This window comes from Vibrio sp. SCSIO 43155, assembly GCF_023716605.1.
In the GTDB taxonomy this organism is placed as follows: Bacteria; Pseudomonadota; Gammaproteobacteria; order Enterobacterales; family Vibrionaceae; genus Vibrio; species Vibrio harveyi.
Window position 1 is genome coordinate 1362375 of the sequence record NZ_CP071853.1, and the last position, 19165, is coordinate 1381539.

Here is a 19165-nt window from a genome sequence, read left to right on the forward strand (position 1 = left end):
TTAGTGATTTAGGTAATCGGCAAACTGAATGGTTTGCGGATTAACAAATGCGTCGTGCGTACCGTGCTCTACGATGTGCCCTTTTTCTAGGTATAGAACATGGCTAGCGATTTTCTTGGCGAAATCCACCTCATGGGTCACAACAACTTGTGTAATTCCCGTTTCGCTTAAATCATTAATGATCTTGACCACTTGATTCGTAATTTCAGGGTCAAGCGCTGCGGTAGGCTCATCAAAAAGTAAGACTTCTGGTTTCATCATCAGCGCACGGGCTATCGCCACACGTTGTTGCTGACCACCAGAAAGTTGCATCGGCCATGCATCCGCTTTGTCTGCCAAATGCAGCGTTGCGAGAATTTGCATTGCCTGCTTCTTCGCTTCTTCTTTATCCATGCCAGAGACTTTGACCGGAGCCTCAATCAGGTTCTCCATCACTGTCATGTGTGGCCATAGATTGTACTGTTGGAAAACCATGCCCACTTTACGACGAAGCGCTAAACCTTGTTTCTCTTTGATTTCAGTTGAAAAGTCGAATGCGTCATCAGCGATGTTTAATTGCCCGTTATCCGCGCCTTCAAGAAGGTTAAGAACACGTAGTAGAGAGCTCTTCCCTGCACCACTTGGACCGAGTAACACCAGCGTTTCACCGCTTTCACAATTAAAACTGACATCGTGTAAAACTTGGGTATCGCCGTAAGATTTATTGATACTTTCAACTTGAATACTCATGCTGCCATACTGCATTAATTGTCATCTGGGAGTTATACTAGCAAGAAAGAGATTTTATGCAATAAAAATGTATAAAAATTTAGATTGTTAATTTTTTGTATAATAAACAACCAACATAGCAGAGTATATGACTGGTGCAATGAGTTTAGGTTTTAACGAGATTTGTTGAAAAACCTAATGGAAAGGAAGTCAATGAAAGGCAATAAAAAGAGAGGCATGCGCCTCTCTTTCGTTGGTGTTAAGTCTTAATCTTGAACGATATAACTTAGTTCAACTTAAACATGCTGACACTATCACGAAGCTTATTCGACATCGCAATCAAGGCTTCTGATGTATCCACATTGTCTTGAACATCTACCGTCGTATCGCGTGCAAGATCATTCACGTTAATCACGCTTTCGTTGATCTCATGCGCCACCTGAGATTGCTCTTCAGCCGCAGTGGCAATTTGGTGGTTCATATCTTGGATTCGTTGGATTTCATGGCGAATCTGGTCTAGAGATAACGTCGCCTCTTCTGCCTTATCAAGCGTGCGTTTTGCACTGTCCGAGTTGTCTTGCATCAGCAATACCGACTTGTTCGCTTGCTCTTGCAGAACTTCAATCATCGATTGGATCTCATTGGTGCTTTGTTGCGTTTTCGTCGCAAGAGAGCGAACTTCATCCGCTACTACAGCAAAACCGCGACCATGCTCACCAGCACGTGCAGCTTCAATAGCAGCATTCAGTGCAAGCAGGTTCGTTTGATCAGCAATGCCACGAATCACATCCAGAATACCGCCGACATTTTCCGTTTCAGTATGAACGTTACGTATCACCTGTTGGACCTGGTTGATGTCGTTTACAAGCGTCGTAATATCAGAGTTCATTTGAGCAACAACCGTCAAACCTTGCTCTGAGCTGTTATGTGCATCGCTTGATGAGCTTGATGCCTCAACCGCACTCTGGGCAACCTCGGCCACCGTTGCTGTCATCTCGTTCATTGCGGTTGCAACTTGCTCCAGCTGCATCATTTGAGATTTAGATGAGCCATCCACTTTGATAGATGAACGCTCCAGCTTGCTCGACGCTTCAATAAGCTCTTCCGAAGACAAATTGATGTCGGTGATCATAGTCTTCAACTTATCTGCCATTAACAGTGTTGAACGATACACACCAATGTCACTGCCTTTTGCAGCTGGAATATCGGTCAGATCACCATTCGCAATCTTGTCGACTAGACGTTCAATCTCTTTCGGCTCACCACCAATTGGGTTGTATAACAACTTTTGAATTAACAATGACGCACCTAGCGTGCCAATAATAATGAACACGAGACCAGAAACTAAGTTGGTGATCACTGCTTCACGAGACGTCGCTTTAATGTCTTCCCAGCTCGCGAAAGCCCAAACGGTCCAACCAAGCGCTTTCGAACGTTCAGATACAACGTAAAACTCACCACGGTCTGGAACCGTGTAAGAGTGTGAGCTAGATGCATCACTCGCGTACTGCTTGTATGAAGGTCGTAACTCAAACAAATCTTCGCCGACAAGCTGCTCTTCATACGCCGCCATCAAGTAACCATCTTCACGAGCAACAAAAACATTGCTGTCTTCCGCCAACCCATTAATGAAGCGAGTCAAATCGTTCATCAGCAGACTCAAACCAACAATCGCCACGACCTCACCGTTTCGTTTTACCGGAATAACGAGAGAAATAGACATCTGTCCCGTGCTCGCTTTAAACGGCTTAGTTACGACTTGGTCCTGCCCAGACATCGCCTTTACATACCACTCCCTTTGCAGCTTTTTAGCATTAAAAGTTGGATGCAGACCTTTTGAATCTGAATCGTAAAGAGTTCCGTCAGGAAGCGCGATAAAGTAGTTGGAAACCCCTAGGCTCTTTGTACCTTGAACCAACATCTCCACCATACGGTTATCAATAGATGCAGTTTGGTTGTTGACTTCAATGGCAGACGCTGTCGCTTCTAAGCTCGTAAAGTAAGTTTGGATCTTTTGTTCAACAGCTGACGTTATTAAATGTGTACTGGTAGAAAGGTTAGTTTGGTAAGAGTTTGTGGAAGAAGAGTTAATTTGGTTGTAACTCAACACTGAAATAATAGTTACGATCGTAATTATTAAAATACCTATTGATGCTAAAAGTTTATTCTTTGCATTCATGCGACATTTATCCAAAAGGGTCAAATGTTTACTTATTGTAAACAAGCGATTAAATAAAATACTTATATTTTTTCTATCTGACTTTTATAAGTGTATATAGACAAAAAAAGTTAGTTTCATATGCACTTTCAATATAAGAAAGTGGCAATGAACTGAATAAACAAAAGGCGGCTAGCCGTGTGAGGACTATCTAGCACAACTTCGGATTTATACGCTCTATATGCCAAAACTGAAAGAACCCCAGCGAGGCGAACTATATTGCCACTCTATTTTACCTTTATGAGTTTATTTTGATAATCATTTTGATGAATAACTCAACAAAGATCACTTTTAAAATATAAAATCTGATGCTTATTTTAGCTCTTCATGAAATACCATCGTAAATACGTAAATTTTCATTTTGAAAAGAACTAGAAATATCGAAACTTTTATTCTTCAAGTTTCATTTTTGAGACAGTAAATATTAATTTTATAAATTACTGAATAGCGACAACTATTGATTCGATATAAAAGTGATAAACCAAAAGACACACTCACCCTTCCTTGAATTGGTCATACCTATCGCTAATACTTCTTCTTAATTTGATTCGCAATTTGAGTAATCAACATTTTTGATTGGGACAACTCAATGATGAAGCCAATGCATTTTATGCTCTCAGGTTTGGGCGCTCTGAGCTTACTTTCTGCGCCTATGACATGGGCAGCGACAGCGATCATTCTACCGGGGTTACATGAACAAGGCGTTGATATGCAAGATACCCCAATCTCAGCCGCTGCTGCTATTGAATGGGAGCTAGAGAATGCCGATGTTGTTTTTGGAACGTATCCAAACAAAGCCGATAACGAGCGCGTCAAAGCCATTGGCTACATGTACAGCCAAAAACTTGAACTCAATACAGGTTGGGTAGAAAACGATATTCGCAACGAGGCAGAGCTGAATGGGATTGATTACGAGGATTACTTTCTCCATTTTGCCGAAGACACCATCATCGCCGAGGTAGACAAAACTCATGGCGAAAATACCCTGCTTAATCGAAAACCGATGATCGTTGGCTATACCGCTAGCGCCGACCACGCCGGTTTTTGGCTATATCAATCACCGCCATGGGACGCTGACGTATTCGGTCAAGCTCATAATGGCGGGGCGCTCTATGTTTATCACTCAGAAAAGTTCGACCGCTTAGCTTTTAAGTTCACCCAATTTGCTCAAGGTGGCAGCTTCACCATTGAATACCCTTCCTCTGTCGATTCGTTCGGTCAGGTAACAGAATGGACAAGCTTCGATATTAAGAAAGACAAAACCGAGAGCATGACCAAAAACCAGACTGTAAACTGGTCTGTTCCTTCAGATTGGGTTCGTGCCACAACGCACGATGGCAGTGGACAAACCTATGGCGGCGGTCAGTACTTTGGTTCGACCTTCTTGCGAGATGGTGGTCGCTTGTATGTCGCGAGAGTGACTTGGCATGATGACAATATTAAGAATCGCCCTCACCTAAAAGAAGTGAAGCTCAAGAACAGTTTTCCAACCGTTAAGTTGACGAATGCACCAACGGCAACACCTGACGGAAAAACGATTCAACGTTGGCGCAAAATTCGTGGCTTTGATAAATCTGCGGATCTTAACCAAGACAGTTATCTCTCTTGGAATGAATATAAAAACCGCTCAAACAAAAATGCGACCGCTCGTTTCCGTTGGGAGTCTCGAGTCATTCCATTTGGGCGAATGTGGAACCAAACCTCCTCGTGGGCATTAACCAATCTCGGCAATCCCAACTTTGCCAACGCAGTTCACCACTATTACCAAGCAGAATGGGCGAAACAAGGCTTAAACGGTGCATACAATGACGATACAAACAAACTGCTTGGTGCAAATCAGTTCTACATCTATTCCGGTGGTATGGTAGATGAACTTGGTTTGGTTGCAGGAAGCCAAGCCGCTGATGATGCGTACAAAGCTCAGTTTTCGACATTTTTAAACAAACTGGCAACGCTGGATCCGGATGTGCTAATTGGTCTCAACATAGGCACGGCAAACTTATATGGTCGCAATGGACAGAGTCATTTAGTTAAAGCAGGTTCCCTGTACTTACGGGAGCACTATCTATTCCCTTCTATTGGCTTTAGTGGCTATGCAGGTTTGGCTAAATTCTGGGATAACGCCGCTCTCGCCAAAGTAGGTCAGAAAGTGATTTACCAAGCAACAACACGTTATGGTCGAGTTCAGTACTTCGGTAACACTGAAGACAATTGGAAGCAGGATCAATACTCTGCACTAGCAGCGTTCTACTTAAATCACCACTCGGGATACAGCTATTTTAATCAATGGAACAGCGGTTATCTGTACGGCAGCAACAACACCACTGTCGACAACTTCTGGAAAGCCGGAGTACCCAAAAACATCGCTTATCAACCAAGTGCATTACTTGCCGTTGATCTAGGCGAACCAGTAAATCAAATCCCAGAAGGCTTTACAGCAATACCTTTGATGATGTCTACCAGCACTCCTTCAGCCGCTGATTACACCGTGGTTGGTGACTCTTCCATGAATGAAGTGGTGCACGCAGATCTGCCCGATGGTCTTGCTCACGTCCTACCGACATATACCTATTTTGCCTTTCGCTCAGAGGAGTCCATAGTTTCCGATGGTCCAATTGAGATGGTGTTAGCAAGAGAATTTAGCAAAGGGCGCGTGTTATATCGCACAGATTTTTTTGGCAAAAGCGCGGACTATTTTACTGCGCCCAAAATCACCATCACGCTAGACAAACCAATGCGACCTGTCGACAAGGATGGCAATGTCGGAGACTATGTTTCCGACATTCATATTGGTGGATACGAAGGACTGTTCTTACTGTATTGATCCGCGACTTAAGCCCCCTTTCCCGCAACCTTGCTCAACATCCTTCATGTAATTATCGCACTTGATTATCAAATCATTTTTGACAGTGACTCAAAGCGTTCGCTATTTATCCCTTCCTATCTTGAGCCTACTATCACTTCGAAAACACAGTGCACGACTCAACTTCGCACGAATAAAAATAAGGAATTCAGTATGACTCAAACTAACACGTCAAAAGCTATAAAACTCGGTGTCACTAACCTCTCATTTCATCGTGTCACTGCTTCTCTTGTCAGCCATATACTCAATGATATGGGTTTTAAGGTCGAGCGTATTTATTCACCCCATGAAGAGAACTTCTCAAAGCTCAAATCTGGTGAAATCGACATGCTTTCTTCGGCTTGGTTACCATCAAGTCACGGCATTTACAAAGCATCGGTAGAAGAAGTACAACCCCTACTGGAGCTCGGCTTACACTACGAACCTTACGCACTTTGGGGTGTACCAGATTACGTTCCAGAAGCACTCGTATCAGAAGTGAGCGACCTGACTAAACCTGAAGTTGTAGCGAAAATGAAATCCGATATTCAAGGCATCAACCCTGGCGCAGGCATTACGCGCTTTTCGATCAAGATGATGGACGAATACTCGCTGACCGAAGCAGGTTATCGTTTCCACACAGGGACGGAAGAAGATTGCTTTACTGCATTTGAACAAGCGGTGAAAGAGAAACGATGGGTTGTTGTGCCACTTTGGAAACCTCAATTTCTTCACTATAAATACGCAATTAGAGAGCTCACCGAACCGAAAGGTTTGTTAGGCATTATTGATAAAGCCGTTTTACTACTGCGTAAGGACAAATCAGATAAATTTACTCAAGACGAGTTAAACCAACTGGACGCGCTCCGTTTCTCAAACGATATCATTGCGGAATTGGATTACAAAATCAGTCGTGAAGGGCGAGATTTAGACACGGTGACACGTGAGTGGTTGGATAACCAAGCGCAATAGACTTAAATACAATCTCAGTGCCTTGCCGTGCTTAACGCGTATGGCAAGGCTCGGTGCGCTAGTACATGGCATTCCCGTTTGCTGTCTCTTTCGGTATTTCCTGCAACGCATCCCAATGCTCGACAATCTTACCGTTTAGATCAAAGCGGAAGAAATCCATCGTTACATAGTCCACATCATCAGGCCACGTCTGATGAGTATGCAGTGCCACCAAATTCCCCTCTGCAACTGCGCGAACAAACGTAATATCTTTGTTGGGATACTCTTCCTGCATTCGCTCGAAATAAGCGATAAATGGCTCGGTACCGTTACCCACTAACGGATTGTGCTGAATGTATTCATCCCCCACGTACAGCTCGACCGCTTTTCTCGGTTCTCCTCGATACGCCATCTCATAGAAAGCTATGGCATTGCGCTTATTCTCTTCTATATCGATTTGCATGGTGCTCATTTGATTCTCCTTCGTCATGCAAACAACCTGTCATTAGCGTAGTTGAGAATCATAATCCTGCTTTATATACCCAAGTGACTTCAAGATGCAGGATTCAGAGCGTTGTCATTGATTCGAGAGTAAGGAAAACAACGCAGTGTAATAGCTAGCTCTTTCCAAGTTGTTTGACGCAGCAATCGGGTCAATGACACGCTCCCAAAGGGCGAGCTGCGTTGGCTTGTATACTTTGTTGCCGATTCTTGATTTAGAATGACTAGATCTTTAAATCGCCGCCGCGTCTACAAACCAAATCAGTCTCGCTGAACCTAGCATATCGAGGTTACTTGGGTATATTAAACGAAAAGAGGCAGCATTCAGCTACCTCTCTGTCTATTCCCAATGATGCCGTTTTGGTTGCGCTACACTAACTCGCCCGCGCCTTGCTCCGAGCGTTCACTGTTCTCAACAAGGAAGACTGTGGCAGTTTGTTTAAGAGCTTCCCATTCTGCGTCTTCAACAAAGATACCCTCTTCCCACGACGTTTTCTGCGCACGATTCAGTTCATCTCCATCAATATGAATTGCGTAACCTTGTGAACTTGCTTCGATATCAAAATCCGTTACGGCAAGCTCTATCGTCATACTGTGATAATCGGTACTGTTGTCTTCAATCTGATCAGAAAAGAATACCTCTGGTGCAATCCGCCCACGGTTTAACACATACAAGGTTCGCTTTGGGCTAGTGCCATTAACCCACTGAGCACGGCACGCAATGCCTTTGGCAGATAGCCTAACTAGCTCACTAAACGCTAACCAACGATTGTGGCATTGTTTGAGTGTGATGGTGACGCTCTTGCTGTTGACCATTTTCTCAAGCGCAAAATCCAACACCGCCGGTAAATGACAGGCGATACTGCCATTGTGTAACTCGACTTCGATATGAGAGTCGGTGTTACTCGTAATAGTGACCGCGCAATCTGAATCTAAGTTGAGAAACAGGCTGGCGTTGTTGAAGTGACGCACGCCGTGCAAACCCACCATTTGCAGATCCGCAACCATATTGGCAATCACATCAGCTTCACCGCAATGACGGCGCATACCAAGAAAAGCTTTGTTTACCGCTGCTACCAGCTCGTTATGCGAAACGATCATAATGCAAAACCTCCAGTGATTTTTTGATTGTCGCTTTGCGCGATTTCTTCATGCTCTGGCATGGTTGGGAAAATCCACGTATCGCTGAAACGCGGGTCCTGAATCTCATCAAGCAATGGTGCGCCTTGGAAAAAGGTCACGCGCACCCATCGGTCTGAACGCGGATCAAATTTAGTCGCACCAAAGATTGCTAATTTACAGCGTAGTAGATGCATCGGTAGTGCGTCTTCACGTAGTACATTCATCTGGATATCGCCCATTTCTCGATTGCCGAGCGTCCATACACGACGAGTGATTGCACGATACTGCGGATGCTGCAGTAAGAACTCCGCCAACGATGTTTCTGGCTGGCACGTTTGCAGCGCATGGTAGAGGCGGTTTACTTGTCGCCCTATATCGAGTGGCAACTCACGTTCTTCACCGATTTCTTCCCCACGAATGCCTAGTCTCGGTTCTTCTTTGTCTTGTGAGCGATACCAGAACCAATAGTTGTTCTCTGGTAACGTGTAGTCGGCATCGATTGACCAATGGTATTTGCTCTCTAGTATTTGCAAAACATCTTGAACGCTTTTACCACCAGGAATAGAGAGTGACTCATCGGTGTTCATTTGGTTTTCAAATTCATCAACCAAAGACGGGTAAAGCTCGATCAAACATGAAGTTAGGATTTCTTGGGCTTCCAAACTCATGGTTGTGGTTTGTTTGATCAAGCTTGCCCAATTCGAGTGCTCTGCCATCAAAGCATTTAAGTTAATTTGTAGCGCTTGGAGATCCGCAATCGCTTGATAATTAAGCTGATCTTGATGTTCATTGATTGTTATCACTTGCTCTAAGTGTCGCTGTGCTTTTTTAAGCAGGGCTTTTAACGGCAGCTCTAACTCGGTAGATTCACATGGCATGGCAAGCACATTGGCAATAGCACGCTCACGTGATGTCATCCATTGGTCGACAATACATGGATGGTTGATTAAATATGGCGCCATACCCAAACCAGTTGCATTCCCCACACCAAGATAGCGCTGCAGGCCTTTGTGAAGTGCAACTGCATTATCTCCGCCTTTTTTCGCAGCAAGGTAATGAACCCAATCTAAACTGAATTCACGCAGCATATAAACGGCACACATTTGTGCACTGAACGATTGGTTGAAATCAGGGTTGTTCTCCAGCAGTTTAAAATCGGCAATACCAAATTTACCGTTACCATAAACGGCGGTGGTTCTTAGGATGTAACCCACTTCTGCTAGTTCCGAAGGCTCTGGCTGCTCACCTTTAGAAAGCGCATTCACAATGTGTTCAAACACACGAACACTCTTATTCGCACGAGCAAGAACAAGCACGTTGTTTGGATTGCGCCCCGCTTCTTGCAAAGGCACATTGGCTCGAAGTTGCTCTAACAACTCAACATTAACTTCACCTTTGACCAGCGCAAAGGTTACGTCCCATTTTTCAGCAATGACTCGGTCGTTACGCTCTTCATCAGCAATTTCATCGCAAAAAACAACCAAGTGATAAACGTGTTCCGGCGTCGCTAATTTGTAAATCACATGACCAAAACCGCGTGGACACAATTGCCACTCATGCTTGCTCACTCGCCATTCCTGACTCGCCATTTTTCGGATCAAGCTTCGTACAAAGCTGATTCGATTTTGGTGCATAGCCCCTAGCCTGTCTGGCGCCATCACAATTGCAGCGTTGCGAAGTGTTGTTTCAGTGTAAGTAGAACGATGTGCATCCATTTTGCTCACCACCTATTTTTTATTGTAAGAATAAGGGCTTGTGCGGGTGTGGGGAGGCTTCACCCACACAAGCGCCACGTTATTGGGTTTGATCTTTTTGTTATAACCGTTGTTATAGCCCTTGCTCTTTCGCCATCTTCATAGCGATCTGCGGTGCATTCCAAAGTGACGGTAACAGAATTAATGACACTGGAACGGCTGTAATCACGATGAAGGATTGCAGGGCTGATATACCACCAGAGCCAAGTGAGATGAGAATCAACGCCGTGATACCCATAGCCACGCCCCAGAAAGTACGAATAATCGCATTTGGTTCTGTCTCACCACTGATCACAACACTGATGGTGTACGTCATTGAGTCACCGGTAGTAACGATGAAGATCGTGGTCAAAATCAAGAACAAGATTGAAACAAGTAGTGGCATTGGCAGTTGTTGAGTCACTGCGAGTAACGCGCCCGGTAAATTGAAGCCTTCAAATGCTGCACTCACACTGCCTGGGTTCGCAATTTCAAACGCTAAGCCAGAGCCACCAACAATGGTGAACCAAAAACATGTAGTAAGCGGAGCAACAATGCTGATCGTCGAGATAATTTGACGAATACTGCGACCACGAGAGATACGTGCAATGAAGATCGCCATCATCGGTCCGTAGCCCAAGAACCAGCCCCAGAAGAATACTGTCCACCAGCTCAACCAACCTTCATCACCACGGTAAGTTGCCATTGGGATAAAGTTATCCAGCATGGTACCCACGCCTTGAATATAGCCATTAAAGATAAAATCTGTTGGACCAAATAGAAGGATATAAACCATCAACACCAACGCGAGAATCACGTTGTATCGGCTCAGCATTTGCATGCCGCGGTTTAAGCCACTTAAAGCTGATACGGTGTACAACACAATCGCAAATAAGATGATGATCAACTGTGTGGTAAAGCCATCAGGGATATCAAACAATGCATTTAACGCGTAGCTAACCTGTAAACCTAGGAACCCAATCGGTCCAATGGTTCCAGCCGCTACGGCGATGATGCAACATGCGTCAATCAGCGCACCCGTTTGACCTTTTAGCGCTCGCTCACCCAGCACTGGATAAAGCAAGATACGAGGTTTTAACGGCAGTCCTTTATCGTAGTGTAAATGCATGACCACGATAGACGTTAAGCTGCCAACAATAGCCCACGCGAGAAAACCCCAGTGCATAAACGACTGTGACAACGCATTAATGGCACCTTGCTGAGGATTGTCTTGCGGACCATACAAAGGTGGAGGACTCACGTAGTGCGCGATAGGCTCTGCCGCCGCCCAAAATACGCCGCCGCCAGCTAAAAGCGTACAGAAGATGATTGCCATCCAACGAAAACCATCCATTTCAGGCTTCGTTGTTCCGCCTAAAATCACCTTGCCTGTTCGCCCTGCAGCCAAGCCAAGACCAATAAGAAAAGTGAGAAGAAGCAGTATCTGCCAGTACGGGCCGAAGACTTTTACTGACCACGCAAATCCCGTATTAACTAACGTTGATAGCAACTCTCCATCGTAAAGCGCGATAGCGACGAACAAGGCAATAAAGCCACCGCTATACCAAAGTGCCGGGTTACTTAACCCTAACTTATCCGGTGAATTTTCCGTTGCTGAAGTGTCGTTGTGTTTTGCTTGTTGCTTCTTTGATGACACGCTCATCGTTGAAGCTTTCATGCTATTGGTTAGATCAGACATACTCTGACTCCAGAGGTTTATTGCAGCTGCCATAACGGCTACAAAAAGTGACTTTAACACTCGCCTTGTTATTATTTTTTGAGCGAGCTATTCCATGTTTATTTGGGTTACGACCTAGCTCGCCTCCAGCCCTTCTTTAAGAAAGTTAAACCAGTTCTCACCCAGGATTTTTCCTGCCTCGGATTCACTGAATCCATGACGCATTAAGCCGTTGTAAATGTTCTCCATCCCTTTACTGCCACTAAACCAAGGCAAAGCATCAGGCCACCCCGCATTACTAGCGGAGCCTTCACCATAGTCCATTGCTTTGGACCAACGACCGTTGCGCATCCACTCAAGCACTTGTTGTGGTTGGTTTAAACAAAGATCACTGCCGATGCCTAAGTGATCCACACCGAACTGATCGGCAGTTTTCGCGACCATTTGGCAGAAATCTTCTAGCGTGCATTGGCTTCCGTTTGGAAGATGGAATGGGTAAAGACTAAAGCCAATCAAGCCGCCACGTTCGGTGAGCGCTTTAATGACCTTGTTCGATTTGTTGCGCAGAGCATCATGAGCAAACGTTGGGTTCGCGTGACTAATACAAATGGGACGTGAAGAAAGGTCAATCGCTTCCAACGTTGAACGCTCAGCACTGTGGGACATATCGATGATCATCCCGACACGATTCATCTCTTCGATGGCTTGTTTACCAAAACGCGTGACACCAGAGTCGTTCTGCTCATAGCATCCTGTCGCCAGCAAGCTTTGGTTGTTGTACGTCAACTGCATAATCAGCAAGCCTTGACGACGCATGACTTCTATTAAGCCGATTTCATCGTCAATTGGGGAGCAATTCTGTGCACCAAAAAAGACGCCAACCTTTCCCTCAGCTTTTGCTTTCTCGACGTCAGCCATCGAGTAAATAGGCATAATCAGGTCTGTATTTTGTTCGAATCTCAGGTTCCATTCGGCAAAGCGAGTTAAGGTTTCTCGTGCATTTTCATGATAAACAATCGTCGCATGCACAGCCGTAATACCACTCGCCTTCAGCGTTTGGAAGTATTCTCGATCCCAATTGCAGTACTGCAATCCATCAATCACAATCCGTTGTTGGTACATAACCACTCCTTAAACGTTAATAAGCCTTTAAGGTTGGGCAGCGGAATGCTCGGCTGCCCTATTTCACTTAGTAAGGACGTTGATAAGCGGTTTTCACCACGGTGTAGAATTCTTTTGCGTATTGACCTTGCTCGCGTGGACCAAAGCTCGACTCTTTACGACCACCAAACGGCACGTGGTAATCCGTTCCTGCGGTTGGTAGGTTGACCATGACACAGCCGGTTTGCACTTGTTGTTTGAAGATGGCGCTATTACGAAGGCTTTGCGTGATGATGCCGCCCGTCAACCCAAAGCGAGTATCGTTTGCTACAGCAATGGCTTCGTCCAAGTCAGAAACTCGAATCACGCTTGCCATTGGCGCAAACACTTCTTCTTGGTTCACTTCCCAACTGTTTTGCGTATTGAGGAAAAGAGTTGGCGACATGTAGAAACCGTCATGCTCTAAGTTCAAGCGCTCGCCACCGAACGCTAACTCGGCACCGCTTTGACGTGCTTTCTCGATCCATTCGAAGTTGGCATTCAATTGGTTTCCATCAACAACAGGTCCCATGAACACACCGTCTTCTAAAGCGTGACCGACTTTAAGTTCACTCATACGTTTGATCAGTGCTTCCACGTAGGCATCGTGAATACCATCCATGACGACAAGGCGAGAAGACGCGGTACACTTCTGACCTGCTCCAGAGAAAGAGCCTGCAATGGTTGCTTCAACGGCAATTTGAATGTCTGCATCATCGGCTACCACAAGTGCGTTCTTACTGCCCATTTCTAACTGACAGCGCACAAAATTCGGTGCCGTTGCTGCCGCTACTTTACGTCCGGTATCCACAGAGCCAGTAAAGCTCACACCATTTACATCTTTCGAGTTGATAAGCGTGTTACCCACTTGCGAGCCGCTGCCCAACACAAGGTTGAACGTGCCTGCTGGTAAGCCTTGACGATGGATAATCTCTGTCAGTGCAACTGCACTAGCAGGCGTTAGGTTAGCGGGCTTCCACACAACGCTGTTGCCGAAAGCAAGCGCTGGTGCGATTTTCCATGCAGCCGTTGCGGTTGGGAAATTCCAAGGAGAGATAATGGCGATAACGCCGACGGCTTCACGAGTGACCTCTACGGAAACGCCTGGACGGACAGAAGCTGCGTTATCGCCAATTTGACGCAGCACTTCCGCCGCGAAATATTGGAAGAATTGACCAGCACGGTAGATTTCACCGCGACCTTCAGCAAAAGGCTTGCCTTCTTCACGTGAAAGCAGCGTACCAAGCTCATCACAACGAGCAATCAGCTCATCACCAATCGCCTGCAAAACCGCTTGTTTGCGCTCAATCGGCGTTTTTTCCCACTCTGGCTGCGCAACTTTCGCGGCTTGAATGGCTTGTTCTACTTGACCTTCACTCGCTTGAGCAAAATCGCCTAAACTCTCACTGATGTCTGAAGGGTTAATGTTCGCAACCGTATTAATACCGGATTGCCATTCGCCTGCAATGTAGAGAGATTTCTCTGCTTGAACATTATTGATAAAAGTCATTGCTCTGTCCTTATTCTTCCTGACGTCTGGTGATCGCCACCAGCTCACTGATCTCACTGACAAAGCCCGGTGATGAGGCTTTGATTATTATTCTTTACTCTGGTTGACTCGCTGATGCGTACACCACAAACTCCACCAGCATCTCTTCACGCGCTAGTCCTGCCACAACCATAGCGGCACGATTAGGGTAAGGTGCGTCAAAATACTCAGCGTAGACTTGGTTAACCGTTTTTAAGTACTCACGATCCGTCACATAAATCAGCACTTGCAGAACAGAATCTAAAGACTCCCCTGCACACTCCAGCGTGTGAACGAGATTATTAAAGGTTTGACGAGTTTGCGCTTCGATACCGCCTTCCACGACAGCACCAGTATCATCAATCGGGATTTGCGCGGTGTATAAAGTACCATTGTTGACGATTGCCCATTCAAGCGGCGCTTTAGAGGCAAACAATGCAGTTTTGACTGGGTATTTTTTCGTAGAAGTATTCACGTGCCTTTCAACCTTTGTAACAACCTTGTTTCAAGATAGTTAAATACTGCACATTGACAGGCGATAAATCGAACGGTAAATTTTTTACATTTGATAAGAAAAATCTATCACCTTATTAAAACTAAGGTAAATAAAGGGATTGCAGAGGTTTCGCCGTGAGTATCAAGCTTCAACAATTAAAGCATTTTGTGATGGTGGTCGAGGAAGGTGGCTTTCGAGCCGCTTCACATAGAGCAAATCGCTCTCAAGCAGCACTGTCGACATCCATAAAAGAACTAGAAAAGATACTTGGTCAGAGCCTATTTGAATCTGGAAATAAATCCAAACTCACACCTTTCGGCGAGATCTGCCTGCCTAAGATCATTCAGTTTCTCAACATCTATAACGCACTGGATAATGACTTGAAAGCCGCCGCCGCAGGGCAGCAAGGGCGGGTACGCATCGCCAGCGTTCCTTCTGTTGCTGCCAAGCTGATTCCCAGTGTGCTCGGCGCATTTTGTGAACGATACCCGAATGTAGAAGTCAGCCTAATTGATGATAACGCCGCTGGCGTCGAAGCGCGTTTGTTATCAGGCGAAGTGGATTTAGCGTTGGGTAACCCATCACACTTGGACGAAGGCGGTATCGAGTTTACTCCGTTAATCTCTGACCCCATTGGTGTGGTGTGTTTGAAGGATAACCCTATCGCTCAGCATCCGGAAGGTATTGAGTGGCAAACGCTGTTGGAACAACCTTTTATTCGCAACGGAACTTGCACCCTACTCGATCCCACTCCTGCGCGCGCGTTGAGTGAACAAGCTTTGTATTCTGTTGAAAACATCACCTCTTTGTTCTCAGTCCTTGAGCTCGGTATTGGTGTCACCACCTTGCCAAAATTAGCGTTCCCAACCAATGAAACTCGATTAGTTTGGATTCCGCTTATTGATCCACCTTTGAAAAGGCAGGTAGGAATCTTTACCTTAACGGACCGAACAATATCGCCTCAAGCTAAAGCTTTCCATGAGCTGTGCATTCAATACTTAAACTACCAAGGGAATGAGGAGTAACAGTATCGATAAAATCGTTACTCGCCTCTCTCCAAGACGAAAAAAAGCCCTTTCCAACCGGAAAGGGCTTTGACTTAGTTCCCAAAATTTTTGCCGTTTTACAGCAGTTCCACCGACTGTTGAGCGATAACCCACTCTTCATTGGTAGGAATAACTAGCGCTTTCGCACCAAGTAACTCAGATGTAGCAACAACACCTGCGTTACCAAATCGTGCATCTTCATTACCTTTCACATCTTCAACAAAACCTAGAAGTTTTAGGTTGTTTAGGATTTCGCGACGAATTGGCATAGAGTTTTCGCCAATACCGCCAGTGAAGATGATGCCGTCGAATGAATCAAGAGCAGCAAGGTAAGACGCGATGTATTTAGACACACGGTATGTGAATACTTGGAATGCTAGAGCAGCGCCTTCGTGACCTTCTTCCATCGCTTCCAAAATACCGCGTGCATCGCTTGTTAGACCTGAAACACCTAAGAAGCCAGAAGCTTTGTTCAATGAGTTGAACACTTTCTCTTGAGACCAACCTTTCTTCAGTAGGTACTCAATGATGCCTGGGTCAAGGTCACCACAACGTGTACCCATCATTAGACCAGACAGTGGCGTGAAACCCATAGACGTATCTACAGATTCGCCGTTGTTGATTGCACAAACAGAAGCACCGTTACCAAGGTGAACAGAGATGAAGCTCGATTCTTCAACCGGCTTGTTAATCATCTTCGCAGCTTCGCGACTTACAAAGTAGTGGCTAGTGCCGTGGAAGCCGTAACGACGGATGCCGAAGTCTGAGTAAAGCTCTTTCGCGATTGCACCAGTGTAAGCTTTTGCAGGCATTGTTTGGTGGAAAGCAGTATCAAACACAGCAAACTGAGGTAGCTCAGGGAATGCCGCCATTGAAGCACGCATACCAATCGCATGAGCAAGGTTATGTAGAGGAGCCAAATCACTTAGCGCTTCTACGTCTGCAATAACAGACTCATCTAAACGGACCGTTTTGGTAAACTTCTCACCGCCGTGAACCACTCGGTGACCAACAGCAACAACATCTTCAATTAATTTGTACTCTTTTACTAACTCAACTAGTTTTGCTACTGCAAGTTGATGGTGATTCTCATCGCCTTGAATAGCGTACTCAAATTTCTCACCGTTGAATTTCCAGCTCATACGAGCGTCTGATAGACCAAAGCATTCGCCCAGACCACTTAGCACAGCATCGCCAGATTGAGAGTCGATTACTGCAAATTTTAGTGATGAGCTACCAGAGTTGATCACCAGTACAAACGAATTAGACATGAAATAGTTTCCTGTTGTGGAGCAGAGGTTGTAATTGCGCTTCCGCGCTGCGTACTTCTTGTTTGTGCTTTCTATTATTCAATAATTTTTTAATCTTTCAACTATCTTTTAGCATTACTTAATTAGTTGAACATTTTTTGTTGATCTACGACAAGTTTGAATTTTATTTGAAGACTAAAAAATATGTGTTGTTACAACAAATGTATGAATACTCATATTTGTACAAAACCTAAAGTATGAGCTACGTTGTTTATTGGGGAATGAAAATTAACAAACCTATCAATAGGTCAGAATGATAACGTGCCTACTTTTGCCTTTGTATTGGTCATCATAGGTCTCATGTTACTCTGCTGGGGATGGCAGATGACAAGAAATATTTGCTCGAAAACAGACGTTCCTGGTTGGATAGTTCTGTTGATTTTGATCACCGGGTTCATATTTGCTTATGCGGCTTTTCTTAACGAAATCATCCATAAACCTGCCGCTTCTTTACTCGAAACGGGAGTCGCTCTACTGTTGCTTGGCGGCAGCATATTCATCGTTTTGATGATTAAATGGAGCAACGATTCGATTTTAGAACTTCACGAAATCGCTGAACGCGAGAAGCACAATGCTGTTCATGATTCATTAACTGGTCTGCCCAATCGCAAATACTGCTTAGAATCGATAGACAACCGAGTTCAACAAGGAATCCCCTTCTCTGTCATCTTATTTGATGTCGTTAACTTCAAACAAATTAACGACGCCATGGGACACTTCTGCGGTGATCAACTATTGATTCAAATCGGTCAAAGGTTACAAGAAGAACTGGCAGGAGAAGACCGCCTCTTTCGTGTAGGCGGTGACGAATTTGTGATCCTCACTTCATGCGCTTGTGATCACACTGGCACTGCATTGATAGAAAAGTTAGACCATGCGATGGCTCAACGCTTCCATCTTGATGAGTTTCAAGTGTCATCACGTGTTGTATTCGGCTTAAGCACTTATCCGAGCGATGCAGAATCAAACGATCTTCTCATCAAATTTGCGGATATCGCCATGTATCACGCAAAACGCAATGGGCAATTGATGGCGTTCTACAATGAAGACATGAACGTTGGCGCGAAGTACCAGCTCGAAATCTCCTCACGCATCCAGTGTGCATTAGACAAAGAAGAGTTCCAGCTGTACTACCAGCCATTAATTGATGCGCGCTCTAACCTTGCTGTGGGCTTTGAAGCCGTCATCCGCTGGCGCGATAGTAATGGAAAAAATATATCCCCAAATGATTTTATTCCTATTGCCGAAAGAAGTAATCAAGTGCATAGCATCACCATGTGGGTGCTCAACCAAGTTGAAAAAGATTTGCACACTATGAGCGAACAAGGAATAAACCTACCTGTACACGTTAACTTATCGGCTAAGGATCTCTCTTCTAACCGCTTGTTTTCTAGACTAGATAAGATGCTGTCAGACAATCCGCACTTCGCCGATATGATCAGTCTTGAAATCACAGAGACCATGGCTATTGACAGAGTTCGGGAACTCAACCCTCTCATTCACCAAATCAAAGGACTGGGTATAAAAATCAGCTTGGATGATTTTGGTACAGGCTACTCTTCCTTGTCTTTACTGCGCGACTTGCCTGTCGATCAAATTAAGATTGACCGCTCTTTCCTTTGTACAGCAAGTAAGACTGAAGGCACTCGTTCGATTGTGGAGAACACCATTGCGCTCGCACACGGTCTTGGGTATTCAGTGGTTGCAGAGGGAGTCCAAGACATGGATACGCTTCACTTCTTACGTAGTCGAGGCTGTGACATCATCCAAGGCTACTTATTCTGCCCTGCACTACCGTTAAACGAAGTGATAAGTTGGGTAAACACCCATGACGAAGAACAAAGCCGCATTCGACGCGCATAAAAAAACCGAGCACTTAGCTCGGTTTTTAA

The 19165-nt window shown here is 45.1% G+C and carries 14 protein-coding genes; 4 read left to right on the plus strand and 10 right to left on the minus strand.

Annotated elements, in window-relative coordinates; all coding sequences use genetic code 11:
- Both artP and J4N44_RS22955 read right to left on the minus strand, forming a co-directional pair.
- On the minus strand, positions 1 to 729 hold the full coding sequence (gene artP / locus J4N44_RS22950) for an arginine ABC transporter ATP-binding protein ArtP (RefSeq protein ID WP_286037170.1): 729 nt from the start codon (positions 727 to 729) through the stop codon (positions 1 to 3).
- A gap of 265 nt (positions 730 to 994) precedes the next feature.
- A complete protein-coding gene (locus J4N44_RS22955) occupies positions 995 to 2887 on the minus strand; it encodes a methyl-accepting chemotaxis protein (protein ID WP_252045246.1) in 1893 nt (630 codons plus the stop codon).
- A 628-nt stretch (positions 2888 to 3515) separates the two neighbouring features.
- Between J4N44_RS22955 and J4N44_RS22960 the strand changes: the two genes are divergently transcribed.
- Both J4N44_RS22960 and J4N44_RS22965 read left to right on the plus strand, forming a co-directional pair.
- Positions 3516 to 5750 (plus strand): hypothetical protein, encoded by a 2235-nt coding sequence (locus J4N44_RS22960; protein ID WP_252045247.1) that lies wholly within the window; start codon positions 3516 to 3518, stop codon positions 5748 to 5750.
- Positions 5751 to 5942: 192 nt separating this feature from the next.
- Positions 5943 to 6740, plus strand: coding sequence for a glycine betaine ABC transporter substrate-binding protein (locus tag J4N44_RS22965; protein WP_252045248.1), 798 nt, complete (start codon positions 5943 to 5945; stop codon positions 6738 to 6740).
- Positions 6741 to 6798: 58 nt separating this feature from the next.
- On the opposite strand, the gene J4N44_RS22970 is transcribed toward J4N44_RS22965, so the two are convergent.
- The 7 genes from J4N44_RS22970 to J4N44_RS23000 form a co-directional block, all read right to left on the minus strand.
- On the minus strand, positions 6799 to 7191 hold the full coding sequence (locus J4N44_RS22970) for a nuclear transport factor 2 family protein (RefSeq protein ID WP_252045249.1): 393 nt from the start codon (positions 7189 to 7191) through the stop codon (positions 6799 to 6801).
- Positions 7192 to 7589: 398 nt separating this feature from the next.
- On the minus strand, positions 7590 to 8321 hold the full coding sequence (locus J4N44_RS22975; RefSeq protein ID WP_252045250.1) for a DUF3726 domain-containing protein: 732 nt from the start codon (positions 8319 to 8321) through the stop codon (positions 7590 to 7592).
- Entirely contained in the window at positions 8318 to 10057 is a 1740-nt protein-coding gene (locus J4N44_RS22980) for a hypothetical protein (RefSeq protein ID WP_252045251.1), read from the minus strand. Before J4N44_RS22980 ends, J4N44_RS22975 begins: the two co-directional genes overlap by 4 nt.
- Positions 10058 to 10169: 112 nt before the next feature.
- Positions 10170 to 11738, minus strand: coding sequence for a BCCT family transporter (locus J4N44_RS22985; protein ID WP_370445504.1), 1569 nt, complete (start codon positions 11736 to 11738; stop codon positions 10170 to 10172).
- Positions 11739 to 11888: 150 nt separating this feature from the next.
- On the minus strand, positions 11889 to 12875 hold the full coding sequence (locus tag J4N44_RS22990) for a membrane dipeptidase (protein WP_085319390.1): 987 nt from the start codon (positions 12873 to 12875) through the stop codon (positions 11889 to 11891).
- Positions 12876 to 12942: 67 nt separating this feature from the next.
- On the minus strand, positions 12943 to 14403 hold the full coding sequence (locus tag J4N44_RS22995; RefSeq protein ID WP_009702066.1) for an aldehyde dehydrogenase family protein: 1461 nt from the start codon (positions 14401 to 14403) through the stop codon (positions 12943 to 12945).
- A gap of 94 nt (positions 14404 to 14497) precedes the next feature.
- Positions 14498 to 14896, minus strand: a complete 399-nt coding sequence (locus J4N44_RS23000; RefSeq protein WP_009696349.1) for a RidA family protein — start codon at positions 14894 to 14896, stop codon at positions 14498 to 14500.
- Between the two features lie 155 nt (positions 14897 to 15051).
- Here J4N44_RS23000 and J4N44_RS23005 point away from each other — a divergent pair, with 155 nt between their 5' ends.
- Complete coding sequence (locus J4N44_RS23005) at positions 15052 to 15942, plus strand: LysR family transcriptional regulator (protein WP_005450182.1); 891 nt, start codon at positions 15052 to 15054, stop codon at positions 15940 to 15942.
- A gap of 98 nt (positions 15943 to 16040) precedes the next feature.
- Here the strand turns inward: J4N44_RS23005 and J4N44_RS23010 are convergent, their stop codons facing one another.
- Positions 16041 to 17234, minus strand: coding sequence for an acetate/propionate family kinase (locus tag J4N44_RS23010; RefSeq protein WP_009696351.1), 1194 nt, complete (start codon positions 17232 to 17234; stop codon positions 16041 to 16043).
- 363 nt (positions 17235 to 17597) lie between these two features.
- On the opposite strand from J4N44_RS23010, the gene J4N44_RS23015 reads away from it, so the two are divergent.
- Positions 17598 to 19136 carry a putative bifunctional diguanylate cyclase/phosphodiesterase gene (locus J4N44_RS23015; protein ID WP_017190904.1) on the plus strand — a complete coding sequence of 513 codons (1539 nt, stop codon included), beginning with the start codon at positions 17598 to 17600 and terminating at the stop codon, positions 19134 to 19136.
- Positions 19137 to 19165: the final 29 nt, after the last annotated feature.